The sequence below is a fragment of the Nocardia sp. NBC_01499 genome (genome assembly GCF_045040275.1).
Taxonomy (GTDB): domain Bacteria; phylum Actinomycetota; class Actinomycetes; order Mycobacteriales; family Mycobacteriaceae; genus Nocardia.
The window spans coordinates 1-22,563 of sequence record NZ_CP109426.1; the positions used below are offsets into that span (position 1 = coordinate 1).

Consider the following 22,563-nt stretch of genomic DNA (forward strand, 5'->3'; position numbering starts at 1 on the left):
TAACTTAGTTCGAGTCAGAGCGACACGGACACCGACCCGGAGCCGAGAAGCGCAGCGGAAACGCTGAGCGGATGGACCGGGAAACGAGGTAGGACGAGGAGCGCCTGACGCTCACACTGGCTCGACCGGTACCCCGATTTCATCTCGGGTTCATGGTTGCGCTAAGCTTCACAAGTTGCCTCACCGACCGATCGGGTCAGACCCGCTAGGTGGTGTGTGCGTGTGTTCTTTGAGAACTCAATAGTGTGTCGATGAATGTCAGTGCCAATATTTTTATTGGTTCCGGCCTCGCATACCCCCCGGTTGTTGAGGTCGGACATTTAGTCAGCAAATCTTTTTGCTGGCGTTTTGTTTTGCTAGGTTTTCGGACTCTAGTTATTCTTCTGATTAGCCCTTCGGGGTAGGTCAAGAGTCTTCAACGGAGAGTTTGATCCTGGCTCAGGACGAACGCTGGCGGCGTGCTTAACACATGCAAGTCGAGCGGTAAGGCCTTCGGGTACACGAGCGGCGAACGGGTGAGTAACACGTGGGTGATCTGCCTCGCACTTCGGGATAAGCCTGGGAAACTGGGTCTAATACCGGATATGACCTTCCAGTGCATGCTGGTTGGTGGAAAGATTTATCGGTGCGAGATGGGCCCGCGGCCTATCAGCTTGTTGGCGGGGTAACGGCCCACCAAGGCGACGACGGGTAGCCGACCTGAGAGGGTGACCGGCCACACTGGGACTGAGACACGGCCCAGACTCCTACGGGAGGCAGCAGTGGGGAATATTGCACAATGGGCGAAAGCCTGATGCAGCGACGCCGCGTGAGGGATGACGGCCTTCGGGTTGTAAACCTCTTTCGACAGGGACGAAGCGCAAGTGACGGTACCTGTAGAAGAAGCACCGGCCAACTACGTGCCAGCAGCCGCGGTAATACGTAGGGTGCGAGCGTTGTCCGGAATTACTGGGCGTAAAGAGCTTGTAGGCGGTCTGTCGCGTCTTCTGTGAAAACTTGGGGCTCAACCTTAAGCTTGCAGGCGATACGGGCAGACTAGAGTACTTCAGGGGAGACTGGAATTCCTGGTGTAGCGGTGAAATGCGCAGATATCAGGAGGAACACCGGTGGCGAAGGCGGGTCTCTGGGAAGTAACTGACGCTGAGAAGCGAAAGCGTGGGTAGCGAACAGGATTAGATACCCTGGTAGTCCACGCCGTAAACGGTGGGTACTAGGTGTGGGTTTCCTTCCACGGGATCCGTGCCGTAGCTAACGCATTAAGTACCCCGCCTGGGGAGTACGGCCGCAAGGCTAAAACTCAAAGGAATTGACGGGGGCCCGCACAAGCGGCGGAGCATGTGGATTAATTCGATGCAACGCGAAGAACCTTACCTGGGTTTGACATACACCGGAAACCTGCAGAGATGTAGGCCCCCTTGTGGTCGGTGTACAGGTGGTGCATGGCTGTCGTCAGCTCGTGTCGTGAGATGTTGGGTTAAGTCCCGCAACGAGCGCAACCCTTATCTTATGTTGCCAGCGCGTAATGGCGGGGACTCGTGAGAGACTGCCGGGGTCAACTCGGAGGAAGGTGGGGACGACGTCAAGTCATCATGCCCCTTATGTCCAGGGCTTCACACATGCTACAATGGCCGGTACAGAGGGCTGCGATACCGCGAGGTGGAGCGAATCCCTTAAAGCCGGTCTCAGTTCGGATCGGGGTCTGCAACTCGACCCCGTGAAGTTGGAGTCGCTAGTAATCGCAGATCAGCAACGCTGCGGTGAATACGTTCCCGGGCCTTGTACACACCGCCCGTCACGTCATGAAAGTCGGTAACACCCGAAGCCGGTGGCCTAACCCCTTGTGGGAGGGAGCCGTCGAAGGTGGGATTGGCGATTGGGACGAAGTCGTAACAAGGTAGCCGTACCGGAAGGTGCGGCTGGATCACCTCCTTTCTAAGGAGCACATCTCCAGACATGCCCACACAGGTGGGAGTGTTGTTCTGGCAGAGACCGTTTCGGAAACATATGTTTTCCGGCGGACGCTCATGGGTGGAACACTGACTGCCTCTTCTCGCGTATCAATCGGTCATCACGACTGGTTGGCGAGGGGATATATCGACACACTGTTGGGTCCTGAGAGAACACGCAAGTGACTCTCTAGGCGAAGATAACGACAAGACCGAGTGGTCACGCAGACCGCATCGCTTCGATACGAGGTGGTGGGCATGGTGGTGGCGGTAGCTCGGTTTTGTGTGTTGTTTGAGAACTGCACAGTGGACGCGAGCATCTTTGTTAGTAAGTGTTTAAGAGCGTACGGTGGATGCCTTGGCACCAGGAGCCGATGAAGGACGTAGGAGGCTGCGATAAGCCTCGGGGAGCTGTCAACCGAGCTGAGATCCGAGGATTTCCGAATGGGGAAACCCAGCACGAGTGATGTCGTGTTACCCGCATCTGAATATATAGGGTGTGTGGAGGGAACGTGGGGAAGTGAAACATCTCAGTACCCACAGGAAGAGAAAACAATAGTGATTCCGTGAGTAGTGGCGAGCGAAAGCGGAAGAGGCTAAACCGTTTAGATGTGATACCCGGCAGGGGTTGTCTAGACGGGGTAGTGGGGCTCACTTTCCAGGTTCTGCCGAGCCTGGCGAGAGTCAGAAACCGTTGTGTTAGTCGAAGTGGTCTGGAACGGCCTGTCGTAGAGGGTGAGAATCCCGTAGACGAAAACTCAGCGGCTCTTGTAGTGAGTACCCGAGTAGCAGCGGGCCCGTGAAATCTGCTGTGAATCTGCCGGGACCACCCGGTAAGCCTGAATACTCCCTGGTGACCGATAGCGGACTAGTACCGTGAGGGAAAGGTGAAAAGTACCCCGGGAGGGGAGTGAAATAGTACCTGAAACCGTGCGCTTACAATCCGTCAAAGCCTGTGAGTCATTTGGTTGACTGTGGGTGATGGCGTGCCTTTTGAAGAATGAGCCTGCGAGTTAGTGGCATGTGGCGAGGTTAACCCGTGTGGGGTAGCCGTAGCGAAAGCGAGTCCGAATAGGGCGGTAGAGTCGCATGTTCTAGACCCGAAGCGGAGTGATCTACCCATGGCCAGGGTGAAGCGACGGTAAGACGTCGTGGAGGCCCGAACCCACTTAGGTTGAAAACTGAGGGGATGAGCTGTGGGTAGGGGTGAAAGGCCAATCAAACTCCGTGATAGCTGGTTCTCCCCGAAATGCATTTAGGTGCAGCGTCACGTGTTTCACGCCGGAGGTAGAGCTACTGGATGGTCTAGGGGGCCTACAAGCTTACCGAAATCAGCCAAACTCCGAATGCCGGTGTGTGAGAGCGTGGCAGTGAGACTGCGGGGGATAAGCTTCGTAGTCGAGAGGGAAACAGCCCAGATCGCCGGCTAAGGCCCCTAAGCGTGTACTAAGTGGAAAAGGATGTGAAGTCGCGAAGACAACCAGGAGGTTGGCTTAGAAGCAGCCACCCTTGAAAGAGTGCGTAATAGCTCACTGGTCAAGTGATTTTGCGCCGACAATGTAGCGGGGCTCAAGTACACCGCCGAAGCCGCGGCATTCACACAATACGTCCGCGTTCTCCTGCGGGAGGGCGTGCAGCGGTGTGGATGGGTAGGGGAGCGTCCTATAGCCATGGAAGCAGCAGGGTGACCTAGTTGTGGAGGCTATGGGAGTGAGAATGCAGGCATGAGTAGCGAAAGACGAGTGAGAAACTCGTCCGCCGAATGACCAAGGGTTCCTGGGCCAGGTTAATCCGCCCAGGGTGAGTCGGGACCTAAGGCGAGGCCGACAGGCGTAGTCGATGGACAACGGGTTGATATTCCCGTACCCGTGTATCCGCGCCAAATATCGAATCAACTTTGCTAACTGTCCAAATGTTCTCTTATCAAGCCTTCGGGCGAGAGGGAGGATTGCTGCACAGGACCCGGGTTGTAGTAGGTAAGCGATGGGGTGACGCAGGAAGGTAGCTGGGCCAGTCAGTGGTTGTACTGGTGTAAGCCTGTAGGGCGTGGTGTAGGCAAATCCGCACCGCATGAAGCCTGAGAGGTGATGCGTAGCCGATTGAGGCGAATTCAGTGATCCTATGCTGCCGAGAAAAGCCTCTAGTGAGTTGGTACACGGCCCGTACCCCAAACCGACACAGGTGGTCAGGTAGAGAATACTAAGGCGATCGAGAGAACTGTGGTTAAGGAACTCGGCAAAATGCCCCCGTAACTTCGGGAGAAGGGGGACCACAACCGGTGACGGAACTTGCTTCCTGAGCTGGGGGTGGTCGCAGAGACCAGTGAGAAGCGACTGTTTACTAAAAACACAGGTCCGTGCGAAGTCGTAAGACGATGTATACGGACTGACGCCTGCCCGGTGCCGGAAGGTTAAGAGGACCGGTTAGCACTTTTGGGTGCGAAGCTGAGAATTTAAGCCCCGGTAAACGGCGGTGGTAACTATAACCATCCTAAGGTAGCGAAATTCCTTGTCGGGTAAGTTCCGACCTGCACGAATGGCGTAACGACTTCTCAGCTGTCTCAACCACAGACTCGGCGAAATTGCATTACGAGTAAAGATGCTCGTTACGCGCGGCAGGACGAAAAGACCCCGGGACCTTCACTATAGCTTGGTATTGGTGTTCGGTACGGTTTGTGTAGGATAGGTGGGAGACTGTGAAGCGGGCACGCTAGTGTTTGTGGAGTCATCGTTGAAATACCACTCTGATCGTATTGGACTTCTAACCTCGGACCATGATCTGGTTCAGGGACAGTGCCTGGTGGGTAGTTTAACTGGGGCGGTTGCCTCCTAAAATGTAACGGAGGCGCCCAAAGGTTCCCTCAGCCTGGTTGGCAATCAGGTGTCGAGTGCAAGTGCACAAGGGAGCTTGACTGTGAGAGCGACAGCTCGAGCAGGGACGAAAGTCGGGACTAGTGATCCGGCACCGGCAAGTGGAAGCGGTGTCGCTCAACGGATAAAAGGTACCCCGGGGATAACAGGCTGATCTTCCCCAAGAGTCCATATCGACGGGATGGTTTGGCACCTCGATGTCGGCTCGTCGCATCCTGGGGCTGGAGTAGGTCCCAAGGGTTGGGCTGTTCGCCCATTAAAGCGGCACGCGAGCTGGGTTTAGAACGTCGTGAGACAGTTCGGTCTCTATCCGCCGCGCGCGTCAGAAACTTGAGGAAGGCTGTCCCTAGTACGAGAGGACCGGGACGGACGAACCTCTGGTGTGCCAGTTGTTCCGCCAGGAGCACTGCTGGTTAGCTACGTTCGGAAGGGATAACCGCTGAAAGCATCTAAGCGGGAAGCCTGTTCCAAGATGAGGTTTCTCACCACCTTCGAGTGGTTAAGGCCCCCCACAGACCATGGGGTTGATAGGCCAGAACTGGAAGCCCGGTAACGGGTGTAGGTGACTGGTACTAATCGGCCGAGGACTTACCAACAAAGAAGCTACGCGTCCACTGTGCAGTATCTGAAACAACACACGATCCGTGTTCACGGGTTCGGAGTGAGTGTTCTCAGAGGCTCACGCCTCCTTTACCCCTTTTGGGGGGTTTCAGGGGGCGGAGCCCCCTGAGGATTAATCTCTCTGGTGAACCTGGGACACGGAGTGTGACAGTTTCATAGAGTTACGGCGGCCATAGCGGCAGGGAAACGCCCGGTCCCATTCCGAACCCGGAAGCTAAGCCTGCCAGCGCCGATGGTACTGCACTCGACAGGGTGTGGGAGAGTAGGACACCGCCGGAACATCATTGCAGAAGACCCCCAACATTGTTGGGGGTCTTCTTGCGTTTACGGCTGGACCTCACTTCCGAAGCGGACGCCGCGCACCGAGTTCGGCGTTGTCGGCGGCGGCGCGGCCGTCGTCCCAACCATTGGCGTTGGGGATGGAGACGCCGCGATTCCGCACTTCCGGAAAGAGCGAGTCGAACGCCTCATCCACTTTCACCTGATGCGAGGCAAGCACCGGCAGCAGACGCGCCGAGTCGATCGATTTCGCGATAGTGCTCTCATTCGCCGCGGCCAACCGCTCGCCGATCCGGGTGGCATAGGCGACGAGGAACGACTTGCGATAGGAACGACTCCGAGAATCCGCACTGCGCTGCGCCTGATTACCGCTCGCGATCATCGCCCTGGTGGCCTGCACGAGCAACGAGGTCGTCAACAACTCGACCACCTCCAGATCGCCCTCATCACCGACAATGGTCATGAACCCCCACGCCGAAGCGAAGATCGCGCGGCACCGGTTCGCTTTGGTGACCACATCGACCAGCAATGCTTTGGCATCGACATACGGTGTGTCCAGCCAGATCCGGCAGGCCCCAGGCAGATCAGGGACCGAAGTATCCGCGTCGACCAGCACCCGATCGACGGCGTATTTGGTCATCAACTCCTGTGCCTTCGCCGAAAGCGTCTCGGCCTCCTCCGGAAACGAGGTCGACTCGGCCTTCGCCAGCAGCCCCCTGACCCGACTCAGAATCTTCTCATCGACATGATGGTGCGCTGAGGGAGTCGGTTGCGCGGTGCCGGGCAGCGGGCGGATGAGTTCCAGTCGCGGTAGCCGAATCAGCAGCGCCAATGCCTGAACCACGGTGGTGAGCGCCTCGACCGGCGTCAGCAGCTGCTTCGCCGCCCATTGACCGAGATGCGGTGCCGACGGTGACCACCAGACAACGGCATCGAGCTCGTTGAGCTGCGCGCGCCAGGTCTCGTCCACCGAGGCGGCGGCGAAAGGCTGTACGTACGTGGCGATTACATCGGTCAGCAACGCGATCGCGTACTCGTCGAGATGCCGCCGCGCGGCCTGGTGCACGTCCTCGGGCAGCCAGCCGTTCTGAAAGATCCGGGAGATGATGTGCTGACCCGCGAGGTGCGCGCCGTGTGCCAGCTGCGGCGTCAGCGGATCGCGACCGGCAAGGGCCGTCGCGCAACGTTCCGCGGCCGCCGAAGCGCCCTGCGCGGACTCCATCGCGGCAGCCATCAACGTGTTGGCGATCTGCTCCGCGTCCGCGGGCCGCTGTTGGCCCGACCAGAACTCCGAGCTGCTGGACGGACCGCCTTCCGGACGGCGGCCCGAACGCTTCCGACGATTCTGCTTGCCCATATTCGCCACCCCCGTTCGCGTTCCGATGTCTCGCAACGATAGGGCAGCCACGGACCGATGATGTCGCGCGGGTACGAACTCGGACTCCCGAGACCAAGCCGGTTACCGCCGCTCAGTAGCGTTGACCTTCGGCAGCGGTAGGAGGCCGGTATCGATGCAGTGATCCAGGTATCGGTGCAGCAATTCGCGATCGATCGGGGGACAGCGCAGCGTGCTGGTGGCCAGACCCTGGACGGCATTGGCATTGTGCACCGTACCGAGGCTGTCGAAGGACAGTGATCGGTCGGCGTCGTCGGATCGAAGGTCGAGGAAGGCAAGCACGGTGGGATCGACCGTGGGGTTGGCGGACAGTGCGTCACGCCATTGCGCGATCGGCCGCGTGGTGAGCGGGAAGCCGTAGTCGCGGACCCAGGAGAAGATGTCGGCCAGGTGCACCGCGGGCACGGGGGCAAGGTTGAATACTCGACCGTCCGGCTGTTCGGCGAGTGAGAGCCGTACGATCGCCGGACCGACGAAGTCGACCGGTGTCCAGACCTCGGAGGCGTCGAGATCGGGAGCTGTCCCGGTTCGGATGCTCGCCAGCAGCATTCGCCACAGTAGATCCTTGGTGTTGACGATGCCGGTGCCTGCCGCGCCGGTCACCCGCCCGAGCCGGTAGACGGACACCGGCAGCCCGCGTTCGGTGGCCTGCTGGAGCAGCCGCTCGGATACCCATTTGGTTTGCGGATAGCCATCCCACAGCTCTTCATGGGCGGGGAGGAATTCCTCGGCCACGTCGGGGTGGATCCGGGCCGGAGCCGCGACGGACAGCGTCGAGACGTAATGCACCGGGATCGACCGGTTGGCGGCGGCCATGCGCAGGATCTCGCGTGTCGCAACCACATTCGCCGCCCGCAAACTCGAGTACGTGCGGCTGATGTCGATCAGCGCGGCGTTGTGGTAAATCGCGTCGCAGCTCAGGGACAGCTCGGTGAACTGCTGCTCGTCCAATCCCAGACACGGCATGGTGAGGTCGGCGGGTAGCACGACCACGCGGTCGCTCAGCGCATCATCGGACAGTCGTTGCCCGGCGACTGTCCGCTGGATCCTCTCCAGGCCCTGTGTCGCGTCGTCGGCCCTGACCAAACAGACCACCTGTGCATCGGTCTGTGTCAGCAGTGCGGTGAGCAGGTGTGCGCCGACGAAACCTGTTGCGCCGGTGAGTAGTACGCGCCGCAGCGGAGAGGGGAGGGCTGGGGTCAGTCCTGACGACACCACATCGTCGGTCAGGATCGCATCGGCCAACGCCGCGGGGGGTAGGCCGGTGCCGCGCTGCGGCGTTGCCTCCGGCTCGCGGTCGAGTGCCGCGGCAAGCCCGGCCACCGTGGGGTGGCGGAACAGCAGTGCGACCGGAACGTCGCGGCCAAGCGCCGCACCGATACGGTTCACGGCCTGAATGGTCTGCAACGATTGGCCGCCGAGCTGGAAGAAATCGTCCGTCGTAGCCGGGATACGCACACCGAGTACCTGTTCCCACACGGTCAACACAGTGCGTTCCAATTCCGTTGCCGGTGTGGCACCGGTCGGTTCCGTAGCTTCGGTGACCACCGGGGAATTCCGCAGGGCACGCCGGTCTACCTTCCCAGAGGGAGTCCTCGGCAGCCGCTCGAGCATGACCACCGAGCCCGGAATGGAGGCAGCGGGCAAGACCGAGTGCAGATAGGTTCGAAGTTGTGCCGGGGACACACCGACCGCCGAGGCCGCGGGCACGATGTGCGCGGACAGGTGTTTCGCGCCGTCGGCCAGGACACGTCCGACCACCGCGGCCTCGGCCACGCCGGGATGGCCGAGCAGCAATGTCTCGATCTCGGCTGGATCCACCCGGTGGCCACTGATTTTGAACTGTTCGTCGATCCGGCCGACGAAGACGAGCTGCCCGTCCGCACCGCGACGGACCAGATCACCGGTGCGGTATGCGCGCGGCTGTCCCGCCAGTTGCGATAGCGGAGCGAACCGTTCGCAGGTCAGCTCGGGCTGTCCGAGGTATTCCCTGGCCAGTCCGTCGCCGATCAGATACAGCTCACCGACCGTGTTCGGGGCGGCCGGCTGTCCGTGCTGATCGAGCACCGCCGCGCGTACCCCGGGGAGGGGCACACCGATCGGCACGGTATCGCTGATCCCGGTGCCGTTCAGCTCTGCCGTGGTGGCCACCACGGTGGCCTCGGTCGGCCCGTAGGTGTTGAGCAGTCGCACCGAACCGCCGGTCACGTTGTTCCACTGGATGATTCGCTCGGGCAGCGCCGCCTCGCCGCCGATGATCACCATGCGCACACTGTCCGGCAAGGTGGTAAGACCCGTCGCCAGTGCGTGCGTGAGTTCGTGCCAGAACGCCGTCGGCAGGTCGAGCACGCTGATGCGCTGCCGCGCACAGGTTTCGATGAAGTGCGGCATGGATTGCGGCATCTGCGCGGTGCGTACGACGAGGGTGGCGCCGGTCGTCAGGGTCAGGAAGATCTCCTCGACGCTGGCGTCGAAATGCAGTGGGGCGAACTGCAATACCCGGTCGTCGGGCGTCAACCGGTAGCGGTCGCCGGCTCCTGCCACGAAGTTCGCCAGCGCGCCTCGGGTGATCAGCACGCCATTGGGGCGACCGGTGGAACCGGAGGTGTAGATGACGTACGCCGCATCGTCGGTGCTCCCGATGTCCGAGTCGACCGGCGTCGCGTGCCCGGCCGACATCGGGTGATCGGTGAAAAGCACGTCCGCGCCGTGGTTTTCGACCAGGTTGGCGTACTGCGACGAGGTGACGATCATGCTGGGCTCGGCGTCGGAGAGGATGGCCGCCATCCGGGACCGCGGACCCTCGGGATCCATCGGTAGATACGCCGCACCCGCCAGCAGTACGCCGACGATCGCCACCACGGCGTCGATACCGTTGGGCAACAGCACCGCGACGAGCTGGCCGGATCGCACGCCACGTCGGATCATGGTGTCGGCCAACTGTTGTGCGGCCAGCTCGAGCTGCTGGTACGTCAGCCGTCGCGTTCCGTGTTCGACAGCGATGGCGGTGGGCCGGCGCCGGGCGCGTTCGAGGATCAGATCGACGACGGGTCGCGCGGGTGCGGACAACGAGCCGCCGTTCAGTACGGCCCGGTCGCGGTCGGCCGCGGGGAGCGAGCGTATCCGCGCGATCGGACGGTCGGTGCTGTCGAGCAGATCCAGCACAGCGGTCTGTACCTGGGTGAGTATGTCGTGCGCATGCCGCGCGTCGAGGGTAGCGGCGTCGAAGGTGGCACGCAGCACCAGCTCGGTCTCTGGAAGCACGTACAGCATCAGTGGAGTCGCGGTCACCTCGTCGAACTGGACGTCGGTGATGGACAGACCCGTCCCCGCGCCGTCCAGTTCGTCTGCGGCCGGGTAGTTCTCGAAGACCAGGATGGTGTCGAACAAGGTCATCTCGCCTGCCGATCTGGCCAACCCGCTGCACCGCTCCACCTGGGCGAGGGTGAGGGCGTCGTTGGCGCTGATCCGAAGCTGACGCTCCTGGATGTTTCGCAGCCAGGCCGCAACGGGCTCGGCGGGATCGACCGGAACCCGCAGCGGCAGGGTATTGATGAACAACCCGACCGCGGATTCCATACCGTCGAGCTCCGCGGACCGTCCGGCCACCGTCACACCGAACACGACATCGGATTCACCAGTCCACCGCGCCAGCAGCAAGGCCCAGGCGGCCTGGAAGACGGTGTTGACCGTGACACCGAGCGCGATCGCCGCTCGTCGCACCGAGGCCGTCTCGTCCTCGGTGAATCGCAATTCCTGAGCGCCGTGTCTAAATGTGCTGTCCGGCAATCTATTACCAGGTTCCAGTGCCCTGGTTGGTGCCGTGAGACCGGCCAATTCCGTGCGCCAGAACAGTTCGTTGGCGGCGGCCGCTTCCGCGTGCATCGCCTCGCGTCGGGCCAACAGCGCCGAATACCGCGGTGGCTCAATGAGGATGGGCGGGTGGCCGTGAAATACCTTGCGGTAGCACGACATAACCTCGTTCAGTACCGTCCCGAGGCTCCAGCCATCGAGCAGGAGGTGGTGGTGGGTCCAGATCAGCTCGAAGTGCTCAGCGGATCGCTGTACGAGAGTCCAGCGCATCAGCAGGGGACCGGCGAGATCGGCGAAACCGTGCTCCCGGTCGGTCTCGAGCAGCTGCGCCAACCGCCGGTCGCCGTCGTCAGGGTCGAGGCCACGCAGATCGACGACGGCGATCGTCACCTCGTCATCCGTGCCGACATGCTGGACGGGCCGGCCGGCCGAATCGAAGCCGAAGCGCGCCCGCAGCGTCTCGTGCCGGTCGAGCACGTATTGCCAGGCGGTGCGCAGGGCCGCCACCCGCACCGGCCCGCTCAGCCGCAGGCGAACCTGTTCGCAGTACAGCTGCGGTGACTCCTGGGTGGCGCAGTGCAACAGCATGGTTTGCTGCATGGGTGAGAGTCGTTGGGACCGTGTTGTTTCGGCGTCCGGCTGTGCACCGGGATCGGGTTCGGCCGTCGTGCTCGCCGCGGCCATCTCGATGACCGTGCGGTGCGTGAAGATCTGATCCGGTGTGAGCAGCAGACCGGCCCGGCGTGCCGCCGCACTGAGTCTGATGGCAAGCACCGAGTCACCGCCGAGTGCGAAGAAGTCTTCTCCGACACCGATATACGGTCGGTCGAGCAGTTCCGCGAGCAGACGGCACAGCACCGCCTGCCGCTCGTCGGCGGGGTACGCCGGGTCAGCTGCGCTGTCGTTGCCGACCAGCGCGGCGAGTGCGTTGCGATCGACTTTTCCGTTGCCGCTGAGCGGGAACCTGTCCACCGCGACGATGACCGGGGGCACCATGTATCCGGGGAGCACGGCCCGGCAATGCGCGGCCGCGCGCGCGGCCACATCGCCGCCGGTGTCGGCATCGGTATCGACGAGCACATAGCCGACCAGGGAACCGCCGGTGGCGAGCACCACGGCGTCGCGGACGGCGCTGTACTCGCGCAGCACGGCTTCGATCTCGCCGAGTTCGATCCGGTATCCGCCGATCTTGACCTGCTGGTCGGATCGGCCGAGGAATTCGATGAGCCCGTCGTGGCGATACCGCCCGAGGTCTCCGGTGCGGTAGAGGCGGCCGAACTCGGCATGGGTGACGAACCGCTCGTCGGTGCGTTGCTGGTCGCGCCAATAGCCTTGCGCCACACCGATACCGCCGATGTGGAGTTCACCGGCGACACCCGGCGGACAGGGGTGGCCGGCCTCGTTCAGGACGTGGAACCGCTGGTTGGTCATCGGGCGCCCGTACGGGATGGAGGTCCACTGCGGATCGACCTCCGCTACGGGGTACCAGATCGACCAGATCGACGCCTCGGTCGCGCCGCCGAGGCTGATCACCCGCATGGATCCATGCAGTGCACGGAGTCGGTCGGGCAGGTTCGGCGGGATCCAGTCACCACTCATCATGCAGATACGCACCGAACCCAGGCCGTCGCGGGCGCTGTGTTCGGCCTCTTCGGCGGCCAGCCCGGCGAGTGCGGGGACCGAGTTCCATATCGACACCCGTTCCCGCCGAACCAATTCCAGCCAGTGCGCGGGATCTTTGAGCCCCGTTGCCCGAGGTAGCACGATGGCGCCGCCGGCGGCGAGCACGCCGAAGATGTCGTAGACGGACAGGTCGAAGCTGAGCGAGGACAGCGCGAGTACCCGGTCGTTCTCGTCGATTGCGAAGCGCGAGTTGATGTCTCGAATGGTGTTGGTCGCGCCGAGGTGATCGATGATCACCCCCTTCGGGGTGCCGGTCGAGCCGGAGGTGAAGATCACGTAGGCGAGTCGGTGCGGGTCGGCGCGCAACGTCAGGGGTGTCGCCGCAGTCGCACGCAGGGTCGGGAGGTCGACCTCGAAGACGTGTCCGGCGAATTCCGCCGGTACCGCGGCCCGTGTCTCGGGCTGCACAAGCACATGGTCGACCTCACCCAACCGGAGCAGTTCCGCGATCCGCCGGGCAGGCAGTTCGGCGTCCACCGGCAGGTAGGCCGCACCGGATTTACAGACACCCACTGCCGCGGCGATCTGCTCCCAGCCTTTACGCATGCAGATCGCCACCAGCTGGCCGGGACGTGCCTGCGCGCGCTGCAGCCAGGCGGCGACGGTATCGGAGAACTCGTCCAACTCCTGGTAGCTGAGCCGGACCCGGTCATCGATGATCGCCTCGGCGTGCGGCCGGGCCGCCGCCATGGCCCGGAACCCGTCGTGCAACGCGACATCGGTGGGCAGCGGTCCCGCGGTGTCGTTCCAGTCCTCGACGACACGCCGATACTCGTCCGTAGGCAGTATCGGCGCCGAGCCGATCGGGAGTTCGGGAGCGGCCAGCAATTCGTCGAGCAGGAGCGTGAAACGATCGGTGAAGCGCTCCATCGTGGACGGATCGAACAGATCGGTGCTGTACTCCCAGCTTCCGTGCAGGCCGTCGGGGGACTCGGCCAGGGACAGGGTGAGATCGAACTGAGCAGCGGTGCGCGGCAATTCCAGTGAGGTGGCGGTCAATTCGGGGGTCAGTGCGATGTCACCGCCCGCGCCACCCATCCCCATCAGCGCCAGACTGCTCATCTCGGGTGAGCGCGACTGGCGAAGCACGAACATCACATCGAACAGTGGCGAGCGGCTCAGATCCCGTGGCATCCGCAGCCGCTCCACCAACATCGGGAACGGCAGTGCCTGGTTTATCAGGGCGTCCACGGAGGTTGAACGCACCTGCCGCACGAGATCACCGAAGGTCGTTGCCGGATCAACCAGCACCCGCAGCGGTAGCGCGTTGTCGAAATAGCCTGCCACCGGGGCCCATTCCGCTTCCGTCCGACCGGTCATCGGGGTGCCGATCAGCAGATCGTGCTGATTGCTGTGCCGGTGCAGGAAGACCGCGAACACGGTGAGCAGCGTCTGATAGGTGGTGGCGCCGGCGGCACGAGCGAACTCGCGCACGCGGTCCGCGGTCCGCGCCTCGATCCGGAATCCGTGCATCGCCCCGCGGAACGACTTGCTCTGCGGCCGCGGTCGATCGGTCGGCAGCTGGAGCACGGGAAGCGGACCGGCGAGGTTGTCGCGCCAGTACTCCCACAGGCGTTCACCTTCCTGGCCTGCCAGCATTCGGGTCTGCCATCTGGTGAACTCGGCGTAGTGCCGGGTGACCGGTGGCAGCATCGGTGCGGTTCCGGCGATTTCGGCCTGGTAGAGGGCGGCGAGATCGTTCACCAGTAGCACCAGCGTCCAGAACTCGCCGACGATGTGATGCACCACCAGCAGGGCGACGTGTTCATCCTGGGCGGTGCGGTAGACGCCGAGCCGAATGAGCGGACCGGCGGCCAGGTCGAAGGGGCGATCGACCTCTCTGGCGAGATGTGCTGTCAGCTCCCGTTTTTCCCATCCGATGGCATCGGTCTCCGACATCCGTAGCGTGTCGGTCGGAATCTGCTCCTGGTGCGGTTCGCCGTTGTCGTCGGTGACGATGCGTGAGCAGAGCACGCGATGGCGCTGTGCGAGCCTGGCCACCGCGCGGTGCAATGCGGCCGGATCCAGCGGCCCGCGCAACACCAATGCCTCACCGAGGTTGTAGGCGGTCGCGTCGGGCGCGAGCTGGTGCAGGAACCACAGGGCGCGTTGCCCGTAGGACAGCGGCCATCGGGACGGGGGCCGCTGCGCACGGTCACGCAGGAGGGTGGCAAGCATCCTGCGCTTCTCGGTGGAGGTGAGGTCCCGGAGCGGATCGGTTTCGGCGACAAAGGAATTCGTCATGCACCTTGGCCTTTCTGTTGCGGCCCGCTGATATGCCCTGACCCATCGACATCGTCGGCGTATTCGGCCAGGAGTGCGTCCAGTTCGGTGTCCGACAGCTCGTCGAGCCGGTCGAGCAAGGCCTCGGGGTCGAGGTGGTCCCGCGATACCTCCGTCGGGTTTCGCAACTGGTCGGTGACATGCTCGGCCAACTCGCGCAGGGTCGGTCCCCGAAGAATGAGCGCGGTCGGGACGGGGATCGAAAACGCGGATTCGATGCGGTTTTTCAACTCGAGACCCATCAACGAGTCCAAACCCATTGCGGTGAGCGGTGTGTCCAGCGAGATCCGCTCCGGTGCGGTGTCAAGGGTCGTGGCCAACCGGGCCCGAAGTTCGGTGCTGATTCGCTCGATCCGTTGCGCGGGATCCGCGTCGAGTAGTTCGGCGAGGTCCAGAGCGGCGGTGTCATGACCCGTCCCGTTCCGGCTCGAGTCCGCCGGACCGGCCGCGGCGGCGGAGCCGAGCAGTTCGCCGAGCAATCCGGCCCCGATCCGACCACCCGCGGTGCGTTGCCAGCGTTGCCAATCCGCGTCGAGGACGGCGACCATCGCCCGGTCGTCATCGAGGGCACGGTTCAGTTCCGCGACGGCCGCCTGCGGTGGCATCGGCCGCAGGCCGACGGCACTGAGCCGATCTGCCGTGGCCGAGTCGGCGACCATGCCGGCACCGGCCCATGGTCCCCAGGCGATGCTCACCGCGGGCAGCCCGTTGGCTCGACGGTACTGGGCGAGACCGTCGAGAAAGGTGTTGGCCGCGGCATAACTGGACTGGCCTGGGGAGCCGATGGCACCGGCGATCGAGGAGCACAGGAGGAAGAAGTCCAGGTCCGATGCGGCGGTCGCGCGGTGCAGCTGCCAGCCACCGTCGACCTTGGGGGCCAGCACCGCGGCCGCCCGAGGCCAGGTCTGCTGGTGCAGCAGAGCGTCATCCAGCACACCGGCCGCGTGCACCACGCCACGCAGCGGCGGGAAATCCCGCCGGATCCGCTCGACAACCTCGACGGCCTGGCGTGGATCGGCGACATCGCCGCGCACGTAGTGCACCTCGGCGCCCAATGTCGCGAGCGCCGCGCGTCCTTCGTCGGTGAGTTCGGAGCGGCCGTTGAGCACGATCGTTGCCGCGCCGTGTTCGATCAACCACCGCGCGATGGCGAGGCCGACACCGCCGAGGCCCCCGGTGATCAGATAACTGGCGTCGGGCTGGATCGGCACCGATTCTTCCTGGTGCGTCCGATCCAGCTCGACCAGCCGCGGCGTCAGCCAAGACTGTGCCCGATGTGCTTGTTGCACAACAGTTTCCGAGCTAGTCAACATCTCGACCATGGCGTCGGCTTCGCCGGTTACGGAGCCGTCGGGATCGAGGTCGACCAGGCCGCCGAAGGTCATCGGACTTTCCGCGGCCAGTGTCCGGCCCAACCCCCACACCGTGGTCTGGCGGGGATCGATCGGTTCCCGCGCTACTTGCTGCGCGCCCCTGGTGATCAGCCACACCGGCGCGCCTGCCGCGATCGTCCAGCCGCTGAGCAGGGGAATGAGTTCGCGGACAAGCGAATTCGCGGTCTCGGACGGTTCCGTGTCGGCGGGCTCGAACGAAACAAGATCCAGCGCCGAGAGATACAACACCCCGCGCCACGGCGCTGCGGCGAGACGGCGCCACTGCTCGGCATCGTCGATATCGAGCCGCTGCCGCCGACCGTCCGGGTGACACAGTTCCCAGCCCGCGTCGACGGCGGACACGACCGCGCAGGGCTCGCCGCGTTCGGCGAGCAGCGCGAGGATTCGATCACTGAGGGGGCCGCGGGTCGACCACACCAACCACGGACCGGTTCGGTCCGCGCGGGGATCAGGCTGTCCGGGCGACGCGGGCCGCCACTGAATGTCGTAGCGGCGCACCGCATGTTCTCTGGTGAGTCCCACCTGCTCGGGCGTCATCGTAGTCAGCCGCACGCCCTCGAACAGCAGCACCAGGCGACCGTCCTCGTCGTGGACCCGGATATCGGCCAGCACCTGGCGACTGCCCCGGTGGGAGACCTCCAGGAGCTCGATGTCGCCCCATGCCGCCGCCACCGGTCGGCGGGCGAGCACTACCCGCCGGACGGCCAGGGGGACCAGGAGGTTGCCCTGGTCGGTCAGCTCTTGGATCACGGTGTCGGGCAGGGCCCCTGCGATCGCTTGGAAGCACGCGTCCAGCAAACCGGGTGCCGTGACCACGTCGTCAGCCACGCCGTCGGGCCTGCTCAGCATGAACCGGGTCGACCCCGAACTCCGCCGAACCCACCGGATCCACCGGAAAACAGGGCCTAGTTGCAGACCCCGCCGGGCGGCTTCGGCATAGAACTCCACCCCGTCCATCGCGTCGTCGGCGCGACCCGACTCGACCGGCTCGCCGGTAATCGACGAGCACAGCGCGGCTTTCGACCTGGCGTGGACGCTCCAGTGCGGTGGCTGTCCGTCCACGGCCGGCGCGCTGTGCGCCTCGACCTCCCATGCGCCCGGCTCGGCCGGTGTCAGGTGGCATTGCGCCCGGTACTGCTCGTCGTCGGCGAGGACGAGCGGTCGAGTGAACACGACGTCGGAGAACTCCAGATCGGCGGTGCTGTTCGCCGTCTGCCAGATCGAGCCTGCCGCGGCGGTCAACCAGTACGCGCCGGGCACGACGACGCGACCGAACAGCCGATGATCACCGAGATCCGATGGCTGGTTCTCGCCGAGGACCTGTTCGAAAACCGCTGCGCCGGAAGGCAACCACACGGGTGTGCCGGCGTAGCGAACCGTGGGTTCGGCGGAGAAATCCGGCGTCTCGCGCTGAGCCAGCCGCGCCAAGGTTCGGCGACCGCGTTCGACGAACTTGTTGGGATGGGTGATGCTCTCGAAGGGATAGGTCGGTACGCGATGGACGCGGCCGGGCCGGTCGCGGTGGTAACGCGGCCAATCGATCCGCGCTCCCCGGGTGTAGAGCGCGGCCAATGTCTGTTGCACCCGTTCCGGTTCCGGCTCGGCGCCGGTCATCGCGGCCAGTGCGTGCACATCCGCGCGCTCGACACCGCCGCGCACGAATCCGGCCAAGACGCCGGCCGGTCCGATCTCCAGCATGAGCGTGCAACCCGCGTCGACCAGCGTCCGCACACCGTCCGCAAACCGCACCGGTTCGCGGACATGCCGACGCCAGTACGACGGTTCGCTCAACTCGGTGAGGTCGGCGAACTCGCCGGTCAGATCCGAGACGAACGCCGTGTGCGGCGCATGGGTCACGGCCCGCGCGACCCGCTGTTCGAACTCCGCGAGCATCGGCTCCATCAGCGTGGAGTGGAATGCCCGGGTGACCGGGAGTCTGCGGGCCGACACCCCGGCGGCCGCCAACTGCGAAATCACCTCAGCGACAGCCGATTCCGCACCGGATATGGTGACCGCGGCCGGACCGTTGACCGCTGCCACCGCGACCCGATCCGCGTGCTCACCGATGGCGTCTCGTACCTCGTCCAGCCCGGCGAGCACCGCGTACATGACACCCGGTTGGGTGTGCTGCATGAGCCGGCCACGGGTAGCCACCAAACCGGCGGTGGTGTCCAGATCGAACACCCCGGCCGCGCACGCCGCCGCGTAGGCACCGACACTGTGTCCGAGCACGGCATCCGGTCGCACACCCATCGACTCCCACAGTGCGGTGCTCGCGTATTCGAAGGCGAACAGCGCCGGTTGGGCGTAGTCGGTGCGGTCGAGCAGATCGCCGGACCCGAACAGCACATCGAGCAACGGAACGTCGAGATGCGGTGACATGGCCTCGGCACAGCGGTCCAAGGCCGCACGGAAGGCAGGCTCGGCGCGGTACAGCTCCCGACCCATCCCGGCGCGGTGCGACCCTTGCCCGGAATACAGCACCGCGATCCGGGCGGGACGGGCATCGTCGATAGTCGTCCCGGTCAACTCGGCGAGCTGTCGAGCGGCATCCAGCGGGTCCGCAGCGACCACGGCACCACGGTGCGTGAGATGGGTGCGGCCGGCGTTGACGGTTGCGGCCATGTCGGGCAACGCGATTCGATCGACATCCAGTGTCCGGCGGTAGCCGTCGGCCAGTGTCCGCAGGCCGGTGTCGGTGCGGGCCGATACGGTGAGCACTACGGGCCGGTCCGGTGCCGACGCCACGTGTTCGCCGAGTGCGGGCGCTTCGAGCACCACATGGGCATTGGTGCCGGACAAGCCGAACGAGCTCACCCCGGCGATCCGCGGACCACCGGACGGCCAGGATTCCGGCGCCGTCGGTATGCGAATCCGCGTGCCGTCCAACCGAATCCGCGGATTGAGTTCCTTCAGATTCAGGTGCGGTGCGACGATCCCGTTCTCGAAGCAGAGGATCGTCTTGATCAGACCCGCCATCCCCGCCGCGGCTTCCAGGTGCCCGATATTGGTCTTCACCGACCCGACCAACAGCTCACGGCCGCTGCCCGCCATCGGTCCGAAGACATCGCCGAGCGCGTCCAATTCGATAGCGTCGCCGAGTGGTGTTCCGGTGCCGTGCGCTTCGATATAGCCGACCTCGTCCGGTGTCACGTCGGCATCGGTCAGTGCCTCGCGCAGCACCGCCCGCTGCGCCACCCCGTTGGGTGCGATGATGGAGGCGCTGCGACCGTCGTGTTTGACCGCCGATCCGCGAAGGACGGCAAGCACTCGATCACCGTCGGACACCTCACTCAGCCGCTTCGCCACCAGCACCCCGCAGCCTTCGCCGCGGCCGTATCCGTCGGCGCCGGCATCGAAGGTCTTACACCGCCCGTCCGCCGCGATCATTCTGGCCAGCGAGAGGTTGATCCAGATATCGGGCGACAGCAGCAGACTCACCCCGCCGACCAGGGCCATATCGCATTCCCCACGGCGCAGACTCGCCGCGGCGAGATGCAACGCGACCAGGGACGAGGAACACGCGGTATCCAGACTGAGCGCCGGTCCCTGCAGATCCAGCGCGTGCGCAAGTCGACCGGATGCCATGCCGTGCAACGTTCCAGGGCCGGTATAGGCTTCGATCATTTCCGGTGCGCCGGCCCAGATCTGCAGATTGAGAAAGTCGGTGCTCGAAACACCAACGAACACACCGGTTTTGCTGCCTGCCAATTGGTCAGCGGGCTGACCGGCATCCTCCAGCGCCTCCCAGGTGGTTTCCAGCAGTATCCGGAACATCGGGTCGATACACCGAGCTTCCCTGGGTGCGATGCCGAAGAAATCGGCGTCGAAATCCTCGACACTGTCGAGAAATGACCCGGCGCTCGCGTGGGTTCGGCCCGGCCGTGCCGGATCGGGATGGTAGAACTGCCCGAGCCGATCCGGTGGAAATGGCCGCACCGCATCCCGTCCCTCGGAAAGCAGCGACCAGAATCCGGTCGGCCCACGGCCCGCACCGGGAAAACGGCACCCAACCCCGATGATGGCGATCTTCTCCTCGCGACTGTCGGTCATCGCGGCGTCCTTTCCGAAATTGCGAGTACGCCAGACAAATGGCTGGCGAGTGCATCGATCGTCGGGTGGTCGAACAGCAGACCGATCGGCAGTGAAACACCCAGCTCGGCCTGTACTCGGTTGCGGATCTCCACCGCCGCCACCGAATCGATGCCGAGCTCGAGGAACCCGGTCTTGGCTCCGAGCACCGATCCGTTGTCGAGCCGCAGTACGGTGTTGATCCGGTCGGTCAGGTAGCGCACCAGCTCGTCGTGTCGCTGCCAGGCGGGACCCGGTGCCGCACGCGGTGTCGTCGGCTGGTCGGCCAGCCGCCACTGCGCGACGACCGCGAGACGGCCGTGCTCGAAATCCGCTCGGCACTGCATGCGTTGCACCTTGCCGCTCGATGTCTTGGGCACGGTCCCCGGTTCGACGAGAGCGACGACGGCGGGCATGACGCCGTGCTCGGCGCCGATCGCGGACCGGATCGTGGTGAGCAGACCAGCCAGGTCGACGACGTCGTGCGCGCGCCGCAGCTCTTGCAGGACAACGAGTTCCGGCCGACCGTCCGGATCGACCGTGCATGCCACGGTGCCGCCGGGCCGCAGGGCGGGATGGCAGGCCGCGACAGTGTGCTCGATATCGTGGGGATAGAAGTTGCGGCCGTCGATGATGATCAACTCTGTGCGTCGACCGGTGACGAACAGCTCGCCGTCGCGCAGGAATCCCAGGTCGCCGGTCCGGAGGAAACGCATCCCCGGCCGGTGCGGCAGGGTGGCGTCGAAGGTCTGCACGCCGTGGTCTGGTTCGGACCAGTATCCGTCGGCGACCGACGGCCCGCTGACCCAGATCTCACCGATCTCATCGGATCGACACGGTTGCCGCGTCTGGGGGTCAACCACTTGCACGTCATGATCGGGCACCACCGGCCCGTTGCCGACCAGCACGTGGGTGCCCGCACCCGCGCGCACACCGATCCGACCCTGCTCCAGAACGTCGGCGTCGACACGTATTTCGCGCGGACCGTCCGGACGCTGTCCGCCGGACACCATCAGTGTGCACTCGGCCATGCCGTAACACGGAAACAGGCTCCGACCACGGAATCCCGCTACCGCGAACGCCGAGGCGAAGCTGTGCAGAGTCTGTGCGCGCACCGGTTCGGCACCGCAGAAGGCGACGTCCCAGCCGGTCAGATCGAGCCGCTCCCGATCGGGTGGCTCGATCTTGCGGACACAGAGGTCGTAGGCGAAGTTCGGGCCGCCCGCGCTGACGCGCGCCTTGCCGGAAATTCGTTCGAGCCAGGTCGACGGAGCGTGCAGGAAGGTCAGCGGCGACATCAGCTCGCAGGTCATGCCGACATAGAGGGGTTGCAGGATGCCGCCGATCAACCCCATGTCGTGATAGGGCGGTAACCAGCTCACCACGTGGCAGTCTCGGTCGTGCCGCATGGCGTGCCGAATGAGTTCGCTGTTGGCTACCAGATTGCGCTGGGTCACGCGGACACCGCGCGGGGCGCGGGTGCTGCCCGAGGTGTACTGCAGGAAGGCAAGGTCATCCGGCGTCGAGGTGAGCGGGCGCCAGTCCTCGGCCGCGCTGTCGGGCACGATATCGGTCGCGCACCAACGTAGCCGCGTCGAATCGCCCTGAGGCAGCACGGTGTCTCCGACGGCACGCACCTCGCTGGTGGTGAGCACCATCGATACCCGCGCATCTTCGACGATCCCGAGCAGGCGTGCCAGCGACCGACGCGATCGGCCCACCTCCGGCGGATATGCGGGCACCGCGGTGACGCCCGCGTACTGGCAGCCGAGAAATGCCGCGACGTACTCCAGGACCGGGGGATACAACAGCAACACTCGATCACCCGGCAGGCACTGATCTTGCAGTGCCGAGGCGATCGCCCGCGCTCGGCGATCCAGGTCACCGTATGTCCAGTGCACGTCGAATTCCGAAGCTCCGGTAACGAAAGTCAATGACCTTTGCTCCGGGGTGTTCTCGGCATGGTTGCGGATCACGTCGACAAATGACGTCTTATCCGTAATAGACAGGCTCAAGGTAATCCCCCTTTGTGTGCAGAGCAGCGCGGGTCGAACACGACGTCGCGAACTGTGCCGACCTACCGTCCGTTCCGACAGCGGTTCGAGATCGAAGAATAGAATCGCGATGAAACCAGCGCCTGAGTAGTCGAATACTCGATTTCCAGAAATGGCGTACGGTCGGTATTTCGGTCAGGTTGTTCTTGGGCC

The 22,563-nt window shown here is 64.1% G+C and carries 4 protein-coding genes and 3 rRNA genes; 3 read left to right on the top strand and 4 right to left on the bottom strand.

Annotated features, from left to right (window positions below):
- Nucleotides 1-415 precede the first annotated feature (415 nt).
- The 3 genes from OG203_RS00005 to rrf all read left to right on the top strand — a co-directional run bounded on the left by OG203_RS00005 (nucleotide 416) and on the right by rrf (nucleotide 5,716).
- Nucleotides 416-1,932 (top strand): 16S ribosomal RNA (locus OG203_RS00005).
- 340 nt (nucleotides 1,933-2,272) lie between these two features.
- A 23S ribosomal RNA gene (locus OG203_RS00010) occupies nucleotides 2,273-5,412 on the top strand.
- Nucleotides 5,413-5,599: 187 nt separating this feature from the next.
- A 5S ribosomal RNA gene (gene rrf / locus OG203_RS00015) occupies nucleotides 5,600-5,716 on the top strand.
- Together the 16S, 23S and 5S rRNA genes form the textbook arrangement of a ribosomal RNA operon.
- Nucleotides 5,717-5,774: 58 nt before the next feature.
- Here rrf and OG203_RS00020 read toward each other — a convergent pair.
- From OG203_RS00020 to OG203_RS00035, 4 genes are all read right to left on the bottom strand, one after another.
- Nucleotides 5,775-7,073, bottom strand: coding sequence for a DUF2786 domain-containing protein (locus OG203_RS00020; RefSeq protein ID WP_405163547.1), 1,299 nt, complete (start codon nucleotides 7,071-7,073; stop codon nucleotides 5,775-5,777).
- Between the two features lie 102 nt (nucleotides 7,074-7,175).
- Nucleotides 7,176-14,852, bottom strand: coding sequence for an amino acid adenylation domain-containing protein (locus tag OG203_RS00025; protein ID WP_405163548.1), 7,677 nt, complete (start codon nucleotides 14,850-14,852; stop codon nucleotides 7,176-7,178).
- Nucleotides 14,849-20,338, bottom strand: coding sequence for a type I polyketide synthase (locus OG203_RS00030; protein WP_405163549.1), 5,490 nt, complete (start codon nucleotides 20,336-20,338; stop codon nucleotides 14,849-14,851). Before OG203_RS00030 ends, OG203_RS00025 begins: the two co-directional genes overlap by 4 nt.
- On the bottom strand, nucleotides 20,335-22,371 hold the full coding sequence (locus tag OG203_RS00035) for an AMP-binding protein (protein ID WP_405163550.1): 2,037 nt from the start codon (nucleotides 22,369-22,371) through the stop codon (nucleotides 20,335-20,337). Before OG203_RS00035 ends, OG203_RS00030 begins: the two co-directional genes overlap by 4 nt.
- Nucleotides 22,372-22,563: the final 192 nt, after the last annotated feature.

What these genes read in the sequence shown, in the direction of transcription:
- OG203_RS00020 (WP_405163547.1), bottom strand. Translation starts at nt 7,073, where the DNA reads ATGGGCAAGCAGAATCGTCGGAAGCGTTCGGGCCGCCGTCCGGAAGGC.
- OG203_RS00025 (WP_405163548.1), bottom strand. Translation starts at nt 14,852, where the DNA reads ATGACGAATTCCTTTGTCGCCGAAACCGATCCGCTCCGGGACCTCACC.
- OG203_RS00030 (WP_405163549.1), bottom strand. Translation starts at nt 20,338, where the DNA reads ATGACCGACAGTCGCGAGGAGAAGATCGCCATCATCGGGGTTGGGTGC.